This is a genomic window from Citrobacter sp. Cpo142 (assembly GCF_030332425.1).
GTDB lineage: Bacteria > Pseudomonadota > Gammaproteobacteria > Enterobacterales > Enterobacteriaceae > Citrobacter > Citrobacter portucalensis.
The window spans coordinates 1-20,020 of sequence record NZ_JAOWHW010000129.1 but is presented as its reverse complement, the minus strand read 5'-3'; the positions used below and the strand labels follow the sequence as shown (position 1 = coordinate 20,020).

The following is a 20,020-nucleotide window of genomic DNA, read 5'->3' as shown; positions in this document are numbered from 1 at the left end:
TCTCCTTAGTCCTTAAAGCAGGCATCCAGCTCAAGAATTTCGTTGTACGCCGCCATAAACAGGGCATTGATGCGAAAAAGGGTCTGACGGGTCAGGCGTTCGGCCAGCACATCGGAATCAAAGCGATAGCGGTGCTCCATCCCGTTCAGCGTCGCCCGCAGGTCACACATGCTGTTGGCGACTTCCGTCACTTCTGCGCGGAGTTTTTCGTGTCCTGCATAGTTCATTACGCAGCCTCCGGGAACTCGTCGTTAGCGGCCGGGTACTGCATGGCGCGCCGGACGGCGGCCAGACGTTGCTGTCCGGCCCGGTGATACTGCTCCAGCAGTTCAATACCGATGTAGCGACGGCCAGACTGGAGCGCGGCCACGCAGGTAGAGCCACTGCCCGCAAAGGGGTCGAGCACAATCGCGCCGGGATGTGTGAAGGACTCAATCAGCGGTTGCAGGCTGGTTACGGGTTTTTCGGTAGGGTGGTGCCGGTTGCCGCTGTATTTCCAGCCCAGCACGTCCGGCAGCGGGTTTTGTGGCAGACGTGGACGGCCTTTTGCAAGGATGTAGGCGCATTCGTGGCGATAGCCCACGTATGCGGCCTTCGATGTGTAGGTTTTGGTAAACACCAGGTGGCCGACAACGCTGAATCCCGCATTTTTCCAGGCAGCCATAAAGCGATCGACGCGGTTCCAGCCATAGAAGCTCACCATCAGCGTGTCTTTTTTCAGCACGCGATACATCTCATGGCAGGCGGGTTGCAGCCATTCATCGGTTTTATCGCCGGCGATGGTACGCCCCTGACGGTCACGAAAACCGACGAGATATGGCGGGTCGGTGAGAATGAAATCGACAGCATTATCCGGAAAGCCGGACATGATATGGACGCAATTACCCTGGATAAATCGGGACATGGTAGTTCTCCTTTCTCAAATGCGGCGCCAGTTACGCCGTGCCGATACGACAGCCAAGCGAAAAGCGGAGAATGCAGGGGCGGTGCCGCAAGCCGCAGCGCAGTGAAAAAGCCCACGCTGGCTGGACGGTTTGACGGCGAAAATTGAGACGGAAAACGACGGGAAGACAGCGGGTAATGCCTTTGAAATTAACTGCGACCGGGTGAGGACACCGGCAGAGCGAACCCTTGCATTCGAAGTGGCCCGGCTACAGTAGCGGCACGGCGGCCACACGATGGCAGGAACCTGAAATACAACCTATGTTCTGAACTGAAGAAAACACAGATTTCGCATGCGAAATCTTCACCGGAGAAACGATAATGTGCGGTCGGTTTACGCAGTACAACTCCCGCGAGGAGTACATGGCCTTTCTCGGAGAAGAAGCAGAACGGGATATTCCGTATGATCCGGAGCCCGTCGGCCGCTACAACGTTGCGCCCGGAACCCGGGTGTTGCTGCTGAGTGAACGCCGCTCGCAGCTGCAGCTTGATCCAGTTCACTGGGGTTATGCCCCGGAGTGGTGGAACAAGCCCGCTCTTATCAACGCCCGAAGTGAAACTGCGGCCAACAGCCGGATGTTCAGACCACTCTGGGAGCACGGACGGGCCATTGTTTTTGCCGACGGCTGGTTCGAGTGGAAACAGCAAAACGGCGTGAAACAGCCGTTTTTCATTTACCGTAAGGACGGAAATCCGCTCCTGCTCGCAGCCATCGGGAAACCACCTTTTGAGAACGGCAATGACCAAAAAGGATTCCTGATCGTCACAGCAACTGCGGATGAGGGACTGCTGGACATTCACGATCGACGACCGCTCGTGTACTCACCGGCTGCCGCACGTAAATGGCTCAGCGAAAACACAACCAGTAAAGAGGCGGAAGACATTGCCCGTGAGGGCAGTCTTTGCTCCGAAGATTTCACATGGCACCCCGTCAGCCGGGCTGTTGGCAATCCCCGGAACCAGGGCCGGGAACTGATAGAGCCACAGGCTTAGCAGACGGTGAGATACCCGGTATCCACTCACAGGGTTATGCACCGTTTCTGTGGATAACCCTGAGCCTGTTTTATCCGCCAGAACAATGACCTGGCAGGAGCAGGTAAAATTCTTCTTGCAGGACGGGAAATATCTTAAATAATACTGTATATAAAAACAGGTATTTTAAGAGGTATGCCATGTTACTTTTTGTCGCCCCCGAACAGGAGCCGGTGCCGTCCACTGCCCCGCTGTTCACCGAACGTTGCCCGGCGGGTTTTCCGTCACCGGCCGCCGATTACACGGAGGAGGAACTGGACCTGAATGCCTATTGCATCCGGCGTCCGGCTGCAACGTTCTTCGTCAGGGCTATCGGGGATTCGATGAAAGAGATGGGCCTGCATTCCGGCGACCTGATGGTGGTCGACAAAGCCGAAAAGCCGCTGCAGGGTGACATTGTCATCGCGGAGACTGATGGCGAATTCACGGTTAAACGCCTGCAGCTGACACCCCGTATCGCCCTGCTGCCGATGAACCCGGCCTATCCCACTCTCTATCCGGAAGACCTGCAGATTTTTGGGGTGGTGACAGCCTTCATACACAAAACACGGGGCATGGACTGATGTACGCGCTTGCTGACGTGAATTCGTTCTATGCCAGCTGCGAAAAGGTTTTTCGCCCTGACCTGCGAAACAAACCCGTCGTCGTTCTCTCAAATAACGATGGCTGTGTCATTGCGAGAAGTCCTGAAGCGAAGCGGCTGGGTATCAAAATGGGGGTACCGTGGTTTCAGCTGAAGTCGATGAAATTTCCGGAGCCGGTTATCGCGTTCTCCAGTAATTACGCCCTCTAGTAAGTTAAGTGGAATGCAACATTTTCTGTGTAAACTTTGAACAGGATTCCTGATTACGAAGGAGAACACAATGCTCACCACTTTATTCTGTACTCCTGCCAGTTCACAGGCAGAACGATGGTTGGGGTTATTATCCGATCTCGGCAGGTCACCGGCGACAATTCATGCCTACCGCGGCGCACTTACTCACTTCTTTCACTTCTGCTGCCAGCGGGAATTGCCCCCCGAGCAGGCAAGCTTTGAAGATATCGCTGCGTACATTCGCCCCCAGTTACCCGGCATGCCTCAGCCTGCAGCCAGTGCAACGCTTCAGCTTCGCCTTTCTGCTATACGTCTGTGGTTTGACTATCTGATTTACATGGGGGTAATTAGCCGGAACCCTTTACCGCGAGCAGGCACACCCCACATGCCTTCAGCAGGACGCGGTATGGTCCAGCGAATAACACGACTGCCACAAATTCCGGATGACGGCCAGTGGTATCATCTCTTGGGTTATATATCAGACTGTTCATTGCGCGATCGCCTGATGCTAGCGCTGGCGTATCATGGTGCGCTAAGACGCACTGAGGTGACAACAATAACCATAGAGGATATCGATCCTGCCCACAGGCTTATACGGATTCGCGCCGAAAACACTAAAGGCAAACGCGAACGGGTGGTCTGCTACGGCCCGGCGATTACGCCGGTACTGGCAGCACATCTCAGGAACCTGAGGCAAGCGGGTATTACTGGTGGAGCACTGTTCCGTTCGTTTTCTGACAGAAATTATGGCTCACCGCTTTCATACTGGAGCTGGAGTAAAACGGTTCGCTAGTGGTCAGACAGGACCAGCATGCCATTTCTGACCACGCACACCTTTCGTCACCTGCGACTGACACATCTTGCCCGGGCGGGATGGAAGCTGCATGAGATAGCAACCTATGCTGGTCATCGTGATCTACGCACCACGCAGATATATATCCATCTTTCAGGCACTGATCTTGCGGCCAGAATGGCGATGACTGTTGCGGAGACTGACCGGAAAATCGCAGCTATCATGTTTGGCCCGGAGAGAGAGAATGACAGGCAAGCGTGATAAAGGTTTCATATACGCGCATTTTTGCCGTGCAGATTATGACCTGCACGCTGGCTTTAGTCCTGAGCAGAAAGAAGCGCTAAGTACAAGCCATAAACGCTCCCGTAACTATGGCAGGTCCGGTTCCCTCTCTTCCCTGATCACCCCCCTGCTGGATATCGCCAACACCAGTGGCACCGGCTGTAGACTTACCCGCACTGTAATTATGGCGATGCTGACTGAAATGCAAAATGTAGGGCAACCTTGCTGGAACTGGCGGAAAGACCAGTGGATCTCCCTGTTTGATAAATATCGTCGCGGTAAACCACTTATGATGGCATTTGCATATCATCTCGGTTCATTCACGTCGCCGCTTCAGATCCCTCATGAAAACACTCTGTCGCTTTACGCCAGTGCCATCTACGGCAACGCGATTTTCCGGGACCAGCTGAACCGGCTCTCGGAAGCACTGATATCACTGGGCTATTCCCCTCAGCACCTGCGGCATGCCGTTTCCTCCCCCCTGGGTCTGCTGATGCTACTCAATGATAATCCCAGGCTTGAAGAGATGACCACAGAGCTTCTCTGGCAAGCTCAGCAGTACCACGATAAGCGCGTATCAAGACACGTAGGGAAAATTTCTCATGGGCTTGCCGCACTTGGCATTATTGCAAAGCCGGTACGAATGCGTAACTACACCGAATGGCATGAGAAGCCGGTCGAAAATATCAGCCCTGAATGGGTCGCATGGTGCAGACGCTGGCGTGAGACATCTGTGCTTCGTCCCAGAACCCGTGAAAACCAGTACAGCTTTATTCTTCGCTGCGGCCTCTGGCTGGCAAAGGAGCATCCCGAGGTGAAGGTCCCGACAGACTGGTCTATTGAGACATGTGCCAGTTTTATCGCTGCTGTGGGGCGAATGAAAGTGGATGAGCTGTCTCTGGGGACTGAACATGGACTGCGGAAGTCCAAACGCTCCGGAGAGCCCATGATGCCACATTCACGTGCACATTTTATCTATTCGCTGCGACGATTTATGAGCGATTTCGAACTCTGGGGCTGGGGACGCCTTAATTTCAGCCCCGCCCGTCACCTTTTCACGCCGGATACCCCACTTTTTCGCCGTGGTGTAAATCCGAGAGTGATAGATGATCCCGTCTGGCTCAAACTCATCTGGGCCAGTCTGAACCTGCGCCACGAAGACCTGCTCAGTGAAATTCACTATCCCCTTTCCATGCTTCAGGCAATGGCTGTTATCTGGACCCATGCAGGTTTACGACAGAATGAACTCCTGCGCCTGACTACGGAATGCGTCACGCCTCAGTCAGAAGACATTATCAGGGAGGATGGTAGTGTCGTTCCTGCCGGAACACTATGTTATCTAAACGTCCCGGCAGGAAAGACATCGAAAGCATTTGTTAAACCCGTCTCTGTCATTGTAAAAAAATATGTAGACATATGGTTGAACATCCGCCCCGTGGATCAGGCAAAACTGAATGATGATCGCACCGGAGAAAAAGTCCGTTATCTCTTCCAGTATCGCGGCAAGCCGGCAGGCAGCGATGTGATTAACCGGACGGTCATCCCAGTCCTCTGCGCCAGAGCGGGGCTGCCGGTTGAAGACAGCGGAGGCGCCATAACCAGCCACCGTGGACGGGTTTCAGCCCTGACTGCGCTTGCCAGCGTACCACAGGGCATGTCGCTGTATGAACTGATGCAGTGGTCAGGTCATTCATCACCACAGTCAACCCTGCATTACATTCGCATCCGCCCTACACAGCTGGCAGCGTCATTTGTGAAGGCCGATCGGATAGCCCATATGATAAGCGTACTGGTCGATCACGATCCGGAAGCGGTCTCGCCCACTGATCCGGCGACCTATTATGACCTTGGTGAGTCCTTCTGCATGAATCCATTCTGGAGCAGTTGCCCGCACAGAATGGCCTGCATTGGTTGCGATTTTAATCTGCTGAAAGACAGTGCGCGCGGACTGATGCTGGAGAGTAAAACATCTATCAGGCGTTATCTCGAAGAGGTCCCGCTCACGCCTGATGAGAAAGCCATTGTAGAGCAGGATATTAAAAAAGTAGAACAGGCTCTTGCAAAATTAACCGGTAAATCCGGAGGATAAAATGAACCAATATGAGCAAAAAACGAAGATTGCGCACATCAGAGCATATTAACCAATAGGTTGCAGATCAAATCGCCTGTAACAGCCTTTCTGGCTGTTTGTATATAATTATGAAAAAATGGTGAGTAGAGTTTCAGGGTAACAGGGGATGCTTATGTCGGTTTTCCACAACTGGCTACTTGAGATCGCATGTGAGAATTACTTCGTCTACATCAAACGCCTTTCCGCCAACGATACCGGCGCAACAGGTGGTCACCAGGTAGGGCTTTATATCCCTTCAGGTATCGTTGAAAAACTGTTTCCGTCTATCAACCATACCCGTGAACTGAACCCTTCGGTTTTTCTCACCGCACATGTGTCATCGCATGATTGCCCAGACAGCGAAGCCCGGGCAATTTATTATAACAGCCGTCATTTTGGTAAAACCCGGAATGAAAAAAGGATTACCCGCTGGGGTAGAGGCAGCCCACTTCAGGATCCTGAAAATACAGGGGCTCTGACGCTCCTGGCTTTCAAGCTTGATGAGCAAGGGGGGGACTGTAAGGAAGTAAATATTTGGGTATGCGCCAGCACTGATGAAGAGGACGTCATTGAGACCGCTATTGGTGAAGTTATACCCGGAGCGCTTATATCCGGCCCCGCAGGACAGATTCTTGGCGGACTATCTCTACAGCAAGCGCCAGTAAATCATAAATATATTCTACCTGAAGACTGGCACCTGCGCTTTCCGTCGGGAAGTGAAATTATTCAGTATGCAGCCAGCCATTATGTGAAAAATTCCCTTGATCCGGATGAGCAACTTCTTGACCGCCGGCGCGTGGAGTACGACATATTTCTGTTGGTTGAGGAACTGCATGTTCTGGATATCATCCGAAAAGGATTTGGCTCTGTGGATGAATTTATTGCGCTGGCCAATTCTGTCAGCAATCGCCGTAAATCCAGAGCCGGGAAGTCGCTGGAACTGCACCTGGAGCATCTATTCATTGAGCACGGCCTGCGACACTTTGCGACGCAGGCCGTCACAGAAGGTAATAAAAAGCCCGATTTCCTTTTCCCTTCCGCAGGGGCTTACCACGATACTGAGTTTCCCGTAGAAAATCTGCGCATGCTGGCAGTCAAGACTACCTGTAAGGATCGCTGGCGTCAGATACTGAATGAGGCCGATAAAATTCATCAGGTGCATCTGTTTACACTCCAGGAGGGAGTTTCTCTGGCTCAATATCGGGAGATGCGGGAGTCGGGTGTCAGACTGGTCGTGCCATCATCTCTGCACAAAAAATACCCGGAGGCGGTGAGAGCTGAGCTAATGACGCTAGGCGCGTTTATTGCTGAGCTGACAGGGCTTTACGCAGATATTCCATAGATAATCTCCCGGCATAAATACCGGGAGGAGCGTTCAGATTCGTTCAACCTTGCACGAATCGGCATAAACCGCTTTCAGGATATAAGGTTCAAGCAGTTTGGCTACGGCTTCAAACACGGGCACCACTACGGAGTTACCGAACTGCCTGTACGACTGAGTGTCTGACACAGGAATGCGAAAAGGCCTGCCATCTACTTTTTCAAAACCCATAAGGCGCGCGCACTCTCGTGGAGTCAGCCTGCGGGGCCGATGCGCCTGATTTTCTTCGTTCGCGAAGTCTGTTTCACCTGTGACCATATCCCAGCCACGGTCTATCAGAATTTCAGACCCGTCTTTGTGATAGCGAGCAGAAAGCGTACGGGCAATGCTTTCTTTATTTTCAGGATTAACGAGGCCAAAACCGAATCCGTTACCCTTAGCTGCGTGCTTTTTGGCGTAGTTATAGAGATACTCCCAGAGTTTCGGCGTCAGTATATATTTGCTGTCAACCACGGGTTCCAGCAGTTCGCCAAATGACGGACGCTGTTCCGGATAAAAACGACTAATATCGCGCAGGGTAAAACCCTGGTGAATATTCAGATCACGACGGAAACCGACCAAAACGATACGTTCTCGGTGCTGAGGTAAAAAGTGCTTTCCGTCGATAACTTTAGGATCGTTTTTGCCCATCTCAGCTGCATCCGCAACTTCATAGCCCAGTTCGTCGAGGGTATCCATGATGACTTTAAAGGTTTTACCCTTGTCATGGCTCTTCAGGTTTTTAACGTTTTCAAGAACAAAGATGGCAGGTTTTTTTGCGCGGATAATACGCGCCACATCGAAGAAGAGCGTTCCCTGAGCCTCACATTCGAAACCATGCGCGCGCCCGAGCGAGTTTTTCTTGCTTACACCCGCAAGGCTGAACGGTTGACAGGGGAAACCTGCCAGAAGTACATCATGATCCGGCACATGCTCATTAATGTAAGCATAGGCATCGTTTTCAGGTACTTCAGGTTTATCACTGAGCGTGACTTCCCGAATATCGAGATTGAAAGTGTGTTCCTGAGCATCGTTAAACCAGTTAGCTTTATATGTGCGCACAGCCTCTTTATTCCATTCACTGGTAAAAACGCACTGGCCACCGATGGTTTCGAAGCCCTTCCGTATACCTCCAATGCCAGCAAACAGGTCAATAAACCGGAAGGCATAGTCAGGGTGATGAGCAGGCGCTTCCGGAAGCATTTTTCGTAGAAGTTCCTCTTCGGCTAACGTCAGCGACTTAGGTGAGCACTTACCATTAATCCAGCGATTAAGAGTCTCGCGACTCCACTCATTTTTACCAACTTTTCTAAGCAGTTCAGCCACGTACTTCTGGTCATAGATTTCCAGCACCTGCCCGAGCAGCTTTTTATCATTTTCCTGTCGCAGTTGTTCTTCCGCCTCTGCTTTCTCAAGCAGATCCTGCGCCAGTAATTCAAATTCAGACATATTGCCTCCATTGGGTCTTATGGGTGAAACTGTATCACTCATTTGACCCAGAGGAAATGTTTTTATCTGGATATTTAAACAGGGTTATTGTTAACGAAAATCAGCTTTTTGTCATTACAGGGCCAGAAAGATACTATCTGGCGGCATAAAAAGCGCCATGTCTCGCATGTCCCAACTTTAGAGGCTTCTGTTTCTCGCCAAAAAGGCGTGCTTATCAGCAGGCTCAATTGAATTGGAGATCCAAGTAGGTGAGTATTACTACTCACCTTCACTGCTAAGAAGAGTTACATCTAGACCATACGCTCAGGCCGTTTCCAGTTCAGCATCATCGTTCGACGCCCCGATATTAAGGAGCAGCCTGTCACATTCAACAATAACGTATTCCGGGATAAGATCGAATCGTGTGGGGTCTAGTTGGCAGATAAACTCGTTTTCAATATGATAGGTTTCATTCACAAACTTGCGAATGACACGGTTATCGGCCTCAGGTTCCAGTAGTCGGAACACCTGAAGTTTTTCATAGCCATTCGTGCAGCTTCGATATAACGACAGAATTTTGTCAGGATCATTCAGCAAGCTCAGCATATGGGGGTAATCAAAACCAAAAATATTTTTAGTGATTAAACTGCATCCATTAAGGAAGCTCTCCGGGTCCATCATCGGGTACCCTGTTCCTTCAATCAGAGGTAGGCGTGTGTCGATTGGTTCCTCTCGGCGGTGAAATAAGTTAGAAAGTACCTGATAAACATCACCTCGATTGTCCATGATTTCATAATGCCTGCGAAGATAAATGAGCTTGATCAGGTCATCACAGTCGGATTCGAGAACCACTTTGCAGATTTGGGCAAACGTCAGAATATCGCTTTCGCGGATAGGTAATTCAGTTATCGTGCCAGTGCTATAACGTAAATAGGATGCAGTAACCTGGTTACTAAACAACTTCTTCACCGACTTCAGAGTATCGATGATTGGCTCAACGTCATGTGTAAGCATCAGTACCGTCTGGTTTTTCAAACACTCAGATGAGTCACGGCGGAACAACATTTCCAGGATGGCAAATTTTTTGTTTTTATCAAACGAAGAGATAGGATCATCGAGAATAATCAGGTTGGGCTTACGAGCCAGGCATTCGTACATAAAAAGAACGATCGAAAAGGCATTACGCTCGCCGTAGCTCAAATGTTGGCTACCTCCACTGAGATAGTCGGTATAGTCGACATGGCGAAGCTTAAGACGGCACTGTTCTCCATCGCCAGATATATCTACCTGATAGCGGTAACCCGCATATGCCAGAAAAGTGTTGATATCCTTCTTGTGTTTCTGAATGAGCCGCTGCATGCCAGCGCGCTGCTTGTTGATTTGCCCCTGCAGCAAACCAGCCTGGGAAATGAGGCTATCTAACGAGGCGTTCAGTCTCCCAATTGTTGCAAGAGTTTTATCAGATTGCAGCTCGGAAAAATACTTCACATCCAAACGAAAAGAGGCTAAAGAGGCACGAATATTTCCGGCGTCGTTAAAAGTAAAACTGTTCAGGGTTTTTAATGTTAAGAGCATGGCCAGAAGATTTTCTGTCTGCTGCTTTACGGTAACAAGGTAGTCTTCATGCTTCTTCTCCAATCCTCCCTGTAACGTCGTTATTTCCCTCAGACGGGAGCGTGCGGCTTCGGAAAAATACTCGCCTAATTTATCAAGTACTGTGATGATACCAACCAGATTTTTGATCACTGCTTTGTCATATTCAGCGCTTACTTTGCTAATTTGTTCTGCTTTTTCGTGAGAATCACCTGTGCAGAAAGGACAGCATCCCTCAGAGAGTGAGCAGAAATTTTCATACCCTTTGGTCTGCCACTCGATCCACTCTACATTACGATGACTCTGAATAAATGGCTGATAAGGCTCTAGCCCGGAGGGAATATGCTGAAGCTTGTTACCCCCTGCCAACCCCTTCATCCCCGTAGAGGCTTTAGATAAGCCCTTGCTTGTCAGCTTGAACGCACCACTAAGCTCCTGAAGATGTGTAATAAATAGCTCAAGCTCATCATTACCACTGAATTCCTGCCGGATTGCCATTACCATCGAGTCGATCTCTCGCTCCGTTTGGTTGTAGGCTTCTGTTTTGATAAAGATGTCAAAGCTGTTACTAATCAGTTCATCAGGCTGAAATGTGAACTGAGACACGTACTTTTCATCAAAGCACATTACATCCTGAATTTGCTCTGTACCCGTTACACTGGGCTGAAAATCGTCGGGATTCACTGCTCGAAACTTAAAAGGTAGCAGACTGTTAAGACCAGCGGCATCACGAGAAACACTGTGCAAAATGGCACGTGATATGGTGCTTTTACCCGTGCCATTTGGAGCGAACTTAATGTTAAGTTTATTTTCAGAGAGTGTAATGCAAGCGTTATCTATGTTATTGCAGTATTTGATTTCAACATCCATTGAAAAATCCTTCTAACATGCTGAGCTGGAGAAGACTGCATCTTTTTATTAAACCCATAACGGTGGTCTTTTCATTTTACCATCGCATCAGGGAAGCCAAACAGATAGCTGACTACCTGCCTTGGAGGATTAATATACGAAATTATTAGTTGTGAATCTTGATATGTGGTAACAATTTCGGACGTATGCTTTTAGTTCATAGTAATCTTTTAAAGCATGCATTATTTATATTGATTTTCTATTCCACATAAATGCCTCGATGTCGGCGCGCGTGATGAACTGCCTGGAGGAGCTGGCCCCCAGGGTGGAACAGTATTCGATCGACGAGATGTTCCTTGACTTGACCGGTGTGGAGCACTGCATGGACCTGGAGGATTTCGGCCGGCAGCTGCGCCAGCACGTGTATGACTGTACCCGTCTGACCATCGACGTGGGTGCCGGACCGACGAAAACCCTCGCTAAATCAGCCCAGTGGGCCTCTAAAGAGTGGAAACAGTTTCGTGGTGTGCTCGCCCTGACCCGGGGGAATCCACAGCGAACGCGGAAACTGCTTTCACTGCAGCCGGTCGAAGAGATCTGGGGCGTGGGAAACCGTATTGCACGCAAGCTCAATGTCCTTGGCATCAGGACCGCGCTCGATCTGGCCCAGGCGAACCCGGCCTTCATCCGGAAAATTTCTCCGTCGTTCTCGAGCGAACAGTATGCGAACTGAACGGGGAAAGCTGCATGTCGCTTGAGGAAGCCCCGCCAGTGAAACAGCAGATTGTCTGCAGCCGCAGTTTTGGAGAGAAAATCACGGAGTACGATTCGCTGCGGCAGGCTGTCTGTCAGTACGCAGAGCGGGCCTCAGAAAAGCTGCGTAAAGAGCGCCAGTATTGTCGGCATATTTCCGTATTCATCAAAACGTCTCCGTTCGCCGTTAAAGAGCCTTACTACGGCAACGTGGCCACTGAGAAACTGCTTACCCCCACTCAGGACACCCGGGACATCATTGCGGCCGCCACAACGGCTCTGGAGCGCATCTGGAAGGACGGGCACCGGTATGCCAAAGCCGGTGTGATGCTGAATGACTTCACCGGCTCCGGCGTTTCGCAGCTGCAGCTGTTTGACGAACGTTCGCCACGTCCTCACCGCGCTGAGCTAATGAAGGTTCTCGATGATATTAATCATTCCGGTCTGGGACAGGTCTGGTTTACCAGCCGAGGGATTGCGCCTTCCTGGCAGATGAAACGCGATATGCTCTCCCCTGCTTACACCACCCGTTGGAAAGATATCCCCATTGCTAGGTTCAGTTAAATTCCCCTTTCAGAGAGAATCAGTAGTGCTCGCCGCAGCCGAACGACAGGGCGAAGCCCGCGAGTGAGCGAGGAAGCACCAGGGAACAAAACGAACATAATCTTCTTACGCACCGAATACAGGAATCACTGTAACAATCTTAAAATCGGTATTGTGATAAAAACAGCTGAACAGAGTGGAACCATAGTTCCAGTGAATCCGGCGTGTGGAATCGATATTCCCGGTTGGGGTTGACGGGTGAGTTCTGCCACGCAAGTAGAAGGTGGGACCGTGGTCCCAGTTATTCTGGTGTGTGGAATCCGTATTCCGGGCGGGATTAACGGGTGAGTTCTGACACGTAAGTAGGAGGTGGGACCGTGGTCCCATTAATCTGGTGTGTGGAATCCGTATTCCGGGCGGGATTAGCGGGTGAGTTTTGCCACGCAAGTAGGAGGTGGGACCGTGGTCCCAGTTAATCTGGTGTGTGGAATCAGTATTCCGGGATGGGTTACCGTCTGAGTTCTGATATGCAGGCTGAGGGGTGAACCGTGGAACTAGTTAAGAAAAAGTAGCAGAAACTAGATCTTAGATTATGGTAACAATCAGGTTGAGATAAGAAAACAGACCTTTTTAACACCACTGGTGTTATAGTGCAGAGAATAGCTGCTTCGGATGTATATATTCCGAAGCAGCATGTAACGCATTAAGGATATTTGAAATTAATGATAACGCTCGCTTGTAACATTAAACAGGCTAAACTTTTTGTAAGTCACGCAGTATGCTTTCTATCTTCTCGATACATTCGGCAGGTAAACGAGATTTATCGAGATTAAAAATCACCTTATCGCCTTTGTATAGGGCTGTCGCACCAGGTACAAATTGATGACGGGTATTAAGGTTAACTTTTTTACCTGATGGCTCTTTCAGAACATCTGTCAGTAAACCAATAACTTCCTCGGATTCAAAGATAACTCCCGCTTTCTTTTGCTCATGAAGCTGTTGTGTCCGTTGCAACAATAAAGCTTCTTTTCCCGAAAATGCTTTATACAGCGCCTCCCCAGAGCGGGCGGAAAGTTCACCAGGGTGAGTAAACAGGGCAACCACTGATTTTGGCAAATGGGCCGTGTTGATGCAACGCGTGATGATTTTACGGGAAATATTCTCAGCTTCAGCCAGAGCAGAGATATTGCCGTTAAAATCATTTTCCAACCGCTTTGCATAGCGGTTGCCCCGTTCATAAGCACTGACAGGGCGGTAATCATTACCCAGCCGTGATAAAGCCATCATCTGTTCGTCATCGAGATCCCCGACGAGAACACGATAATCCGATGATGTCAGAATGGCGGCTTTACGACGGCGACTACCATCTGCAATCTCAATGACACCTTCTACCCGTCGTCCGAACGCAGGCGTCTGCTGACCACTCAGGATGAAAGAGGGGATTAGATCATCAAGCGCGTCTTCGGTCAGTAGTTCCTGGTCTCGTTCATTACCTGACCAGACTCTCGATGCCGTTTCAACACTCTCGCCCGGGATGGCTTCCAGAATAAATTTCACTTCCCGGCCGCAAACTGGAAGCAGTATGGCATTTCCACGAGCCATGGCTCCTACACGTGCGATTAATGAATCAACCATCGGTGCAGCGGGTGCCGCTGACGGCTCAGTTTCGGGGCGAATATCTTTTATGGTATGTTTTGGAATAACTGGAGCACGTTTCATTATCTGATCTCCCAGCGAGGTTTAATCAGGCGATCAAAAATTTCATTACAAACAGGCTCCCAGATAGCCAGCGCATTTCGCCAGGCTCCTGTAGACGAGCGTTGATCGATAGCCTGCTCAAACACTGTTCTCATACGGATCTGACCTTTACCGACCTCGTCGGTCTCGCGTACAACGTTTTTCAGTACCATGCTTCCCCAGGCATCGCGGATCTGTTCTTCCATCCAGGGTGACTGCGAGCCATTGTTATTGCTGTACTTGGTCAGAAGAATTCTGACGTCAGGCTCAAAACCCTGCAGATCCACGTTTTTTAACAGATCGCGCAGCATGTCAAAAAACTGAAGGGCAGAGGTGTAATCGAATAACTCAGCTGGCGTTGGCACAATGAGTACATCCGCAGCACAAACAACATTGATGGTACCAATACCGAGGTTCGGTGCACTGTCGATAACAATGACATCATAATCATGAGCCACCGTTTCGATGGCCAGGCGAAGCATCATGTGGGGTTCTGTCGGGAGTTTTCCGTCGTCAAACCTTCCCATGAGCTCTGTTTCAATGCGGTGCAGAGCCAAGCATGACGGAATGATGTCGAGACCCGGCCAGCAGGTGGATTTGACGGCATAGGCTGCATCATCGCGCTCACCGAGATAAAAAGGCAACAGTGTGTCTTCGGCATGGATATGCAAATCAGGAACCCAACCGTGGTACATGGAGGCTGTGCCCTGAGGATCATTCCCTTCGACAAGTAGTACCCTCAGCCCTTTCAGCGCCAGATCCTGTGCCAGGTGGACAGATACCGATGTCTTATAAACCCCCCCTTTATGTGCTGCCACCGCAATAACGGGCGGAACGCTGTCATCAGGACGGCGCAAACGGGTGCCAAATACATCCCGCATATGATTGATTTGTTCAATGGTGTAGCCCACCCGCTGCTCCACCCGTCCACGCATTTCCATATCAGGATGTGGAAGGCGTCCTGCTTTTTCGGCATCACGGATTGCCTGAGAAGAAACACCAATCAGATCGGCGGCCTCACCCACACGCCAGCGACGGGTAATTTTCCTAGCTTCCGGACTATCATCGTTAAACTGTGCAATCGCGATAGCTTTCGTCATTTCATGACCAGCATTAATGCACTGGTCAAGCGTTTCCATCAGTCCCATTCTCTGTTCCTTGTTATCATCTTTGCATTAATCTATTAAATCTTGATAAAAATCGCAAAGCAACATTAAAATTGCAAACCACCTTAAAAATTGCAAAGCCGATCAAAATGTAGCCGTTTTCAGTTCAGCATCCAACTGAAAGTCTGCTGCATGCTTCAGTCAATATCATCCGCTCGCCGCAGAAAGCGTGCGCACGCAGGCGCATGCGTCGAGGAAGAGGAATTACTGCGTACTAACAAGGTGTGGCAGACGCTCTGAAGCTAACGAAGATCCAGCGGATGGTTTTGAATGGTGAGGAATTGACTACTGAATCGCCATGGGTTTAACAGACACCTCAGAGTCATTTAAGATGGCTTAAAGAGAGGTGCCCATGAGCGGTAAGCGTTATCCCGAAGAGTTTAAAACTGAAGCAGTCAAACAGGTTGTTGATCGCGGTTATTCTGTTGCCAGCGTTGCAACACGTCTCGATATCACCACCCACAGCCTTTACGCCTGGATAAAGAAGTACGGTCCGGATTCTTCCACTAATAAAGAACAGTCAGATGCTCAGGCCGAGATCCGCCGTCTCCAGAAAGAGCTGAAACGGGTTACCGACGAACGGGACATATTAAAAAACTGTCCATGGGTGAAACCCCGTCCTGAGTCTCAGAAACTCCCCGGAAAAGTTGGCAGGCTAATTTAGCGAAGGAAGCAGCCGTCGGCCTTTTGGTGGTATGACCCCGTAAAAAAACATGGTTCAGGGACTGTGGCGGATCCGGCAGTGGTGACTTTGATCCCGTTCAGGAAGGTGATTTCTCCGTCGTCCCCTCCTTCGTTCATCGAAAAATGAGCAAGGAGATTTCCATGAAAAAATCCTCCCGAATGTCTGTTATCCATCCTCATGCTGCGGGCGTTGATATTGGCGCTGAATTCCACGTAGTCGCCGTTCCACCGGATGCTGACGCCGAGCCGGTCAGAACTTTTCAAAGTTTCACTGGCGACCTTCATCGGATGTCCGACTGGCTCAAAACCTGTCACATTACGACCATTGCCATGGAGTCCACTGGCGTTTACTGGTTGCCTGCTTTTGAGATCCTTGAGGCTGCGGGTTTCAATGTGATCCTTGTTAATGCCAGAGACGCAAAAAATGTTCCCGGTCGCAAGACTGATGTCAATGACGCACAGTGGCTGCAGAAGCTGCATTCATTTGGCCTTCTTCGGGCCAGTTTCAGACCTGAACACGACATTTCCGTACTCAGGTCTTATTTGAGACAACGGGAACGCCTGACTGAATACCGGGCTGCTCATATCCAACATATGCAGAAGGCGTTGATGCAGATGAATGTTCAATTGCATCATGCCGTATCGGATATTACTGGCGTTACCGGTCTTTCAATCGTCAGAGCTATTGTCAGTGGTGAGCGCGATCCTTCAGTATTGATCCAGTATCGTGATGTCAGATGTAAAAAGACGCCAGAGGTTCTTCAACAGGCACTGACAGGGAACTGGCAGCCTGAACATCTTTTTGCACTTGAACAGTCGGTGGCATTTTTCGATTTTTACCAGGAAAAAATCCGTGAGTGTGATGATCAAATCGAAACTTCATTATTGCAGCTCAGCACCGGAACTGAAGAGCCTGAAGGAGTATTGCCCTCCGCCAGACATCGTACAAAACAGCCCAATCAGCTTTCCTTTGATGTCAGGCCATTACTCTGGAAAATTACCGGAGCAGACCTGACACAGATACATGGGTTCGGACCTTATCTGGCACTAAAATTCGTTGCCGAATGCGGTACTGACATGAATCGCTGGCCGGATGCGAGCCATTTTACCTCGTGGCTGTGTTTGTCCCCGGGGAATAAGATCTCCGGTGGAAAAGTACTGTCCTCGAAAACACGGCGTTCATCCAGTCGAATTGCTGCTGCACTAAGACTGGCAGCCACAACAATTGGCCGGAGCGATACAGCGCTGGGTGCTTTTTATCGTCGATTATCATCCCGTATCGGGAAAGCAAAAGCAGTCACTGCAACGGCAAGAAAACTGGCAATACTGTTCTACAATGCCCTTAAATACGGTCAGAAATATGTCGATCCTGGCGCGGATTATTATGAAGAGCGCTACCGTAATCGCGTACTCGACGGGCTTAAACGAAGGGCAAAATCACTGGGTTACTCTCTCCAGCAAGATCCCGAGTTATGCGTGTGAACCGGGAGTTTCTCAGTAAGCGTGCAGTGAGAACCGTATTGACGAAGTGAAGCTGGTCAGGCAGGCAGAGTAACCCGCCACGGGAGCAGAGCACCCACCCGGTTCACAGGCCAGTCGGCGATGACATCAAGTACATAATGCAGATAGCGTTCCGGATCCACGCCGTTTAATTTGCACGTCCCGATAAGACTGTACAGTGACGCACCGCGCTCACCACCATGATCCGAGCCGAAGAACAGCCAGTTTTTTCTCCCCAGACTGACCCGTCGTAGGGCGTTTTCGGCAATGTTATTATCCACCTCCACCCAGCCATCTTCTGCATAGCGGATCAGCGCCGGCCACTGGTTCAGCGCATACCCGAACGCCTTCGCCAGTTCTGAGTGCCTTGAGAGGGTTTTCTGTTTCTCCCGCAGCCACCCCTCCAGTGACGCCAGCAGCGGCAGCACTTTTTGGTGCCGGACTGCCTGCCGTTCCTCTGCTCTTTTACCTCTGATCTCCGACTCGATGGCATACAGCTCGCCGATCCGTTTCAGCGCCTCCTCCGTCAGGACTGACGGGGTACGGACGTGAACATCGTGGATTTTTCGGCGGGCATGGGCCCAGCACGCGGCTTCCTTTATATGGCCGTCGCGGTAGAGCTCGTTGAACCCGGCGTAGGCATCAGCCTGCAGTACGCCACTGAAGCCTGCAAGATGGGTCTGAGGGTGGATACCTTTTCTGTCCGGGCTGTAAGCGAACCACACTGCGGGGGCCAGCGCTGATCCGGCGTTGCGGTCGTCTCGAACGTACGTCCATAAGCGCCCGGTCTTCGTCTTCTTATTGCCCGGCAACAGCACCGGGACAGGCGTATCGTCAGCATGGAGTTTGCCGTCGGTCAGGACATAGTGCTGAAGGGCTTCATCCAGCGGTGCCAGCAGACGACAACACGCATCCACCCAGCCCGACAGTACAGAACGACTCAACACTACACCCTGGCGGGCATAGATCTCCGACTGGCGATACAGCGGTGTGTGCTCTGCATACTTTGAGGTCAGCACTCGGGCCAGCAGCCCCGGTCCGGCGATCCCCCGTTCGATGGGGCGCGAAGGAGCCGGGGCCTGAACGATGCGATCGCACCGACGGCAGGCATGCTTTTCACGGACTGTCCGGATAACCCGGAAGGCGCTGCACATCAGCTCCAGCTGTTCGGCGGCATCCTCACCCAGGTAACTCAGCGAACCACCGCACTCCGGGCAACACGGCTCAGTCGGCAGCAGCCGCTTCTCATCCCGTGGGAGTGACTCAGGGAACGGTTTGCGGGTGCGGGTCTGACGCAGCGGGCGCTGCACTGCCGGGTCATCCACCCGGCCGGTCAGCGTATCGCTTTCCTGCTGCAGCAGGTTCAGGTCAGCTTCCATTTGCGCGATACGGCGGGATACCTTTTCGGAACGACTGCCGAAGTTCATCCGGCGCAGCTTATCCAGTTGCGCCTGCAGATGGTCTATTTCGCGTTCCCGGTTGCTCAGCTTTTCCTGCAGGGCGTGGATCAACGCTTCCTGTTCGGCCAGGCGCTGTTTCAGCAGAAGGATGTCGTCAGAAGAGGTATCGTTCATAAGCCTGTATTTTACCAGGCTTATTCTGCGACAACCAGGATAAAGAGCGCTACAACATGGTCAGGGATGTCAGTAACCGCTTTGGCTGTCGCCAGTCGATACCTTCCATCAGCATCGCCAGTTGCGCCGGCGTCAGGAACACTTTGCCATCGCGGGCTGAGGGCCAGGCGAAGCGACCACGTTCCAGTCGCTTTGTCAGCAGGCACAGACCATCGCCGGTGGACCAGAGCAGTTTTACCTGACTGCCGCTGCGTCCCCGGAAGATGAAGACGTGGCCGGACATCGGGTCATCTTTCAGCGCGGTCTGCACCTTTGCGGCGAGGCCATTGAAGCCGTTGCGCATATCGGTGATACCGGCAACCAGCCAGATTTTTGTGCCTGCGGGAAGATTTATCATACCGGCCCCCGCATCAGTTCGCGCAGGACAGTGCTCATGAGTTCAGCAGAGGGATGAGTCAGTGTTATTTCTCCTCCCCGACATTTTATGTGGCAGGTAGCGGGAGGAGAGCAGGATGGTAGTTCGAAGGTTGGGAGAGAAGAGCCCGCCTGAAGCTGCACGGGTATCAGGGCAGGAAGCGACGATGAGTTTTTTCGGGGCCGACAGACCCGCCCTTCACGCTGCCAGAGCCTTATCCATTTAAAGAGCAGGTTATCATTGACGTCATGTTTCCGGGCCAGTGCGGCAATACTGCCTTCTTCTTCAAGAGCCAGCCTGACCAGTTCCATTTTGAATTCAGGGGAATAGTGTTTCCGGGGAAGTCTTTCTTTAGCGCGCATGAGGTGTCCACCTGCAAAATAAGTGGGTGCTTAAGTTACAGGATCCTGGATTCGGGACCAGACGGTACTCAGACGACGCTTAC

At 51.1% G+C, this 20,020-nt stretch carries 14 protein-coding genes and 4 pseudogenes; 9 read left to right on the top strand and 9 right to left on the bottom strand.

All coding sequences use genetic code 11. The features are described from left to right. Positions 1–5: 5 nt before the first annotated feature. On the bottom strand, positions 6–227 hold the full coding sequence (locus OGY18_RS17465) for a YubE family protein (protein ID WP_022652245.1): 222 nt from the start codon (positions 225–227) through the stop codon (positions 6–8). Beyond that, on the bottom strand, positions 227–904 hold the full coding sequence (locus tag OGY18_RS17460) for a DNA methylase (RefSeq protein WP_022652244.1): 678 nt from the start codon (positions 902–904) through the stop codon (positions 227–229). Before OGY18_RS17460 ends, OGY18_RS17465 begins: the two co-directional genes overlap by 1 nt. 359 nt (positions 905–1,263) lie before the next feature. Here OGY18_RS17460 and OGY18_RS17455 point away from each other — a divergent pair, with 359 nt between their 5' ends. From OGY18_RS17455 to OGY18_RS17430, 6 genes and pseudogenes are all read left to right on the top strand, one after another. Beyond that, the gene (locus OGY18_RS17455; protein WP_022652243.1) at positions 1,264–1,935 is read left to right on the top strand and encodes an SOS response-associated peptidase family protein; all 672 of its coding nucleotides are present in this window, start codon (positions 1,264–1,266) and stop codon (positions 1,933–1,935) included. A gap of 179 nt (positions 1,936–2,114) precedes the next feature. Then, complete coding sequence (gene umuD / locus OGY18_RS17450; RefSeq protein WP_022652242.1) at positions 2,115–2,537, top strand: translesion error-prone DNA polymerase V autoproteolytic subunit; 423 nt, start codon at positions 2,115–2,117, stop codon at positions 2,535–2,537. Continuing rightward, positions 2,537–2,764: pseudogene (locus OGY18_RS17445) on the top strand (Y-family DNA polymerase); the annotation flags it as partial. The gene umuD and the pseudogene OGY18_RS17445, both read left to right, overlap by 1 nt. Positions 2,765–2,837: 73 nt before the next feature. Beyond that, a pseudogene (locus tag OGY18_RS17440) lies at positions 2,838–3,842 on the top strand (tyrosine-type recombinase/integrase). Then, a complete protein-coding gene (locus tag OGY18_RS17435; RefSeq protein ID WP_022652239.1) occupies positions 3,826–5,952 on the top strand; it encodes a tyrosine-type recombinase/integrase in 2,127 nt (708 codons plus the stop codon). The pseudogene OGY18_RS17440 and the gene OGY18_RS17435 overlap by 17 nt, the downstream one beginning before the upstream one ends. Positions 5,953–6,106: 154 nt before the next feature. Next, complete coding sequence (locus tag OGY18_RS17430; protein WP_032430834.1) at positions 6,107–7,315, top strand: type II restriction endonuclease; 1,209 nt, start codon at positions 6,107–6,109, stop codon at positions 7,313–7,315. 33 nt (positions 7,316–7,348) lie between these two features. Here OGY18_RS17430 and OGY18_RS17425 read toward each other — a convergent pair whose 3' ends face one another. Together OGY18_RS17425 and OGY18_RS17420 are read right to left on the bottom strand one after the other, a co-directional pair. Then, positions 7,349–8,782, bottom strand: coding sequence for a DNA cytosine methyltransferase (locus OGY18_RS17425; RefSeq protein ID WP_022652237.1), 1,434 nt, complete (start codon positions 8,780–8,782; stop codon positions 7,349–7,351). Positions 8,783–9,085: 303 nt separating this feature from the next. Further along, a complete protein-coding gene (locus OGY18_RS17420) occupies positions 9,086–11,224 on the bottom strand; it encodes an AAA family ATPase (RefSeq protein WP_022652236.1) in 2,139 nt (712 codons plus the stop codon). A gap of 241 nt (positions 11,225–11,465) precedes the next feature. Between OGY18_RS17420 and umuC the strand changes: the two are divergent. Further along, positions 11,466–12,520, top strand: a pseudogene (umuC, locus tag OGY18_RS17415) (translesion error-prone DNA polymerase V subunit UmuC); the annotation flags it as partial. A 732-nt stretch (positions 12,521–13,252) separates the two neighbouring features. On the opposite strand, the gene OGY18_RS17410 reads toward umuC, so the two are convergent. Then, on the bottom strand, positions 13,253–14,218 hold the full coding sequence (locus OGY18_RS17410; RefSeq protein ID WP_022652318.1) for a ParB/RepB/Spo0J family plasmid partition protein: 966 nt from the start codon (positions 14,216–14,218) through the stop codon (positions 13,253–13,255). Next, positions 14,218–15,384, bottom strand: a complete 1,167-nt coding sequence (sopA, locus tag OGY18_RS17405; protein WP_022652317.1) for a plasmid-partitioning protein SopA — start codon at positions 15,382–15,384, stop codon at positions 14,218–14,220. Before sopA ends, OGY18_RS17410 begins: the two co-directional genes overlap by 1 nt. A 370-nt stretch (positions 15,385–15,754) precedes the next feature. On the opposite strand from sopA, the pseudogene OGY18_RS17400 reads away from it, so the two are divergent. Beyond that, positions 15,755–15,997: pseudogene (locus tag OGY18_RS17400) on the top strand (transposase); the annotation flags it as partial. Positions 15,998–16,227: 230 nt separating this feature from the next. Beyond that, positions 16,228–17,568 (top strand): IS110 family RNA-guided transposase, encoded by a 1,341-nt coding sequence (locus tag OGY18_RS17395; protein ID WP_008786676.1) that lies wholly within the window; start codon positions 16,228–16,230, stop codon positions 17,566–17,568. 56 nt (positions 17,569–17,624) lie between these two features. Here the strand turns inward: OGY18_RS17395 and tnpC are convergent, their stop codons facing one another. The 3 genes from tnpC to OGY18_RS27350 are packed head-to-tail and all read right to left on the bottom strand — an operon-like array spanning position 17,625 to position 19,886. Further along, on the bottom strand, positions 17,625–19,160 hold the full coding sequence (tnpC, locus tag OGY18_RS17390) for an IS66 family transposase (RefSeq protein ID WP_286552315.1): 1,536 nt from the start codon (positions 19,158–19,160) through the stop codon (positions 17,625–17,627). A gap of 49 nt (positions 19,161–19,209) precedes the next feature. Beyond that, complete coding sequence (gene tnpB, locus OGY18_RS17385; protein ID WP_000609174.1) at positions 19,210–19,557, bottom strand: IS66 family insertion sequence element accessory protein TnpB; 348 nt, start codon at positions 19,555–19,557, stop codon at positions 19,210–19,212. Next, positions 19,554–19,886 carry a transposase gene (locus OGY18_RS27350; RefSeq protein WP_050586387.1) on the bottom strand — a complete coding sequence of 111 codons (333 nt, stop codon included), beginning with the start codon at positions 19,884–19,886 and terminating at the stop codon, positions 19,554–19,556. The genes tnpB and OGY18_RS27350 overlap by 4 nt, the downstream gene beginning before the upstream one ends. Positions 19,887–20,020: the final 134 nt, after the last annotated feature.

Bases quoted from the DNA above. Each gene is read 5' to 3' on its own strand.
- OGY18_RS17460 (WP_022652244.1), bottom strand. From the start codon at position 904: ATGTCCCGATTTATCCAGGGTAATTGCGTCCATATCATGTCCGGCTTT.
- OGY18_RS17425 (WP_022652237.1), bottom strand. From the start codon at position 8,782: ATGTCTGAATTTGAATTACTGGCGCAGGATCTGCTTGAGAAAGCAGAG.
- sopA (WP_022652317.1), bottom strand. From the start codon at position 15,384: ATGGGACTGATGGAAACGCTTGACCAGTGCATTAATGCTGGTCATGAA.
- tnpB (WP_000609174.1), bottom strand. From the start codon at position 19,557: ATGATAAATCTTCCCGCAGGCACAAAAATCTGGCTGGTTGCCGGTATC.
- tnpC (WP_286552315.1), bottom strand. From the start codon at position 19,160: ATGAACGATACCTCTTCTGACGACATCCTTCTGCTGAAACAGCGCCTG.
- OGY18_RS17410 (WP_022652318.1), bottom strand. From the start codon at position 14,218: ATGAAACGTGCTCCAGTTATTCCAAAACATACCATAAAAGATATTCGC.
- OGY18_RS17435 (WP_022652239.1), top strand. From the start codon at position 3,826: ATGACAGGCAAGCGTGATAAAGGTTTCATATACGCGCATTTTTGCCGT.
- OGY18_RS17395 (WP_008786676.1), top strand. From the start codon at position 16,228: ATGAAAAAATCCTCCCGAATGTCTGTTATCCATCCTCATGCTGCGGGC.
- OGY18_RS17455 (WP_022652243.1), top strand. From the start codon at position 1,264: ATGTGCGGTCGGTTTACGCAGTACAACTCCCGCGAGGAGTACATGGCC.
- OGY18_RS27350 (WP_050586387.1), bottom strand. From the start codon at position 19,886: ATGGAACTGGTCAGGCTGGCTCTTGAAGAAGAAGGCAGTATTGCCGCA.
- umuD (WP_022652242.1), top strand. From the start codon at position 2,115: ATGTTACTTTTTGTCGCCCCCGAACAGGAGCCGGTGCCGTCCACTGCC.
- OGY18_RS17465 (WP_022652245.1), bottom strand. From the start codon at position 227: ATGAACTATGCAGGACACGAAAAACTCCGCGCAGAAGTGACGGAAGTC.
- OGY18_RS17430 (WP_032430834.1), top strand. From the start codon at position 6,107: ATGTCGGTTTTCCACAACTGGCTACTTGAGATCGCATGTGAGAATTAC.
- OGY18_RS17420 (WP_022652236.1), bottom strand. From the start codon at position 11,224: ATGGATGTTGAAATCAAATACTGCAATAACATAGATAACGCTTGCATT.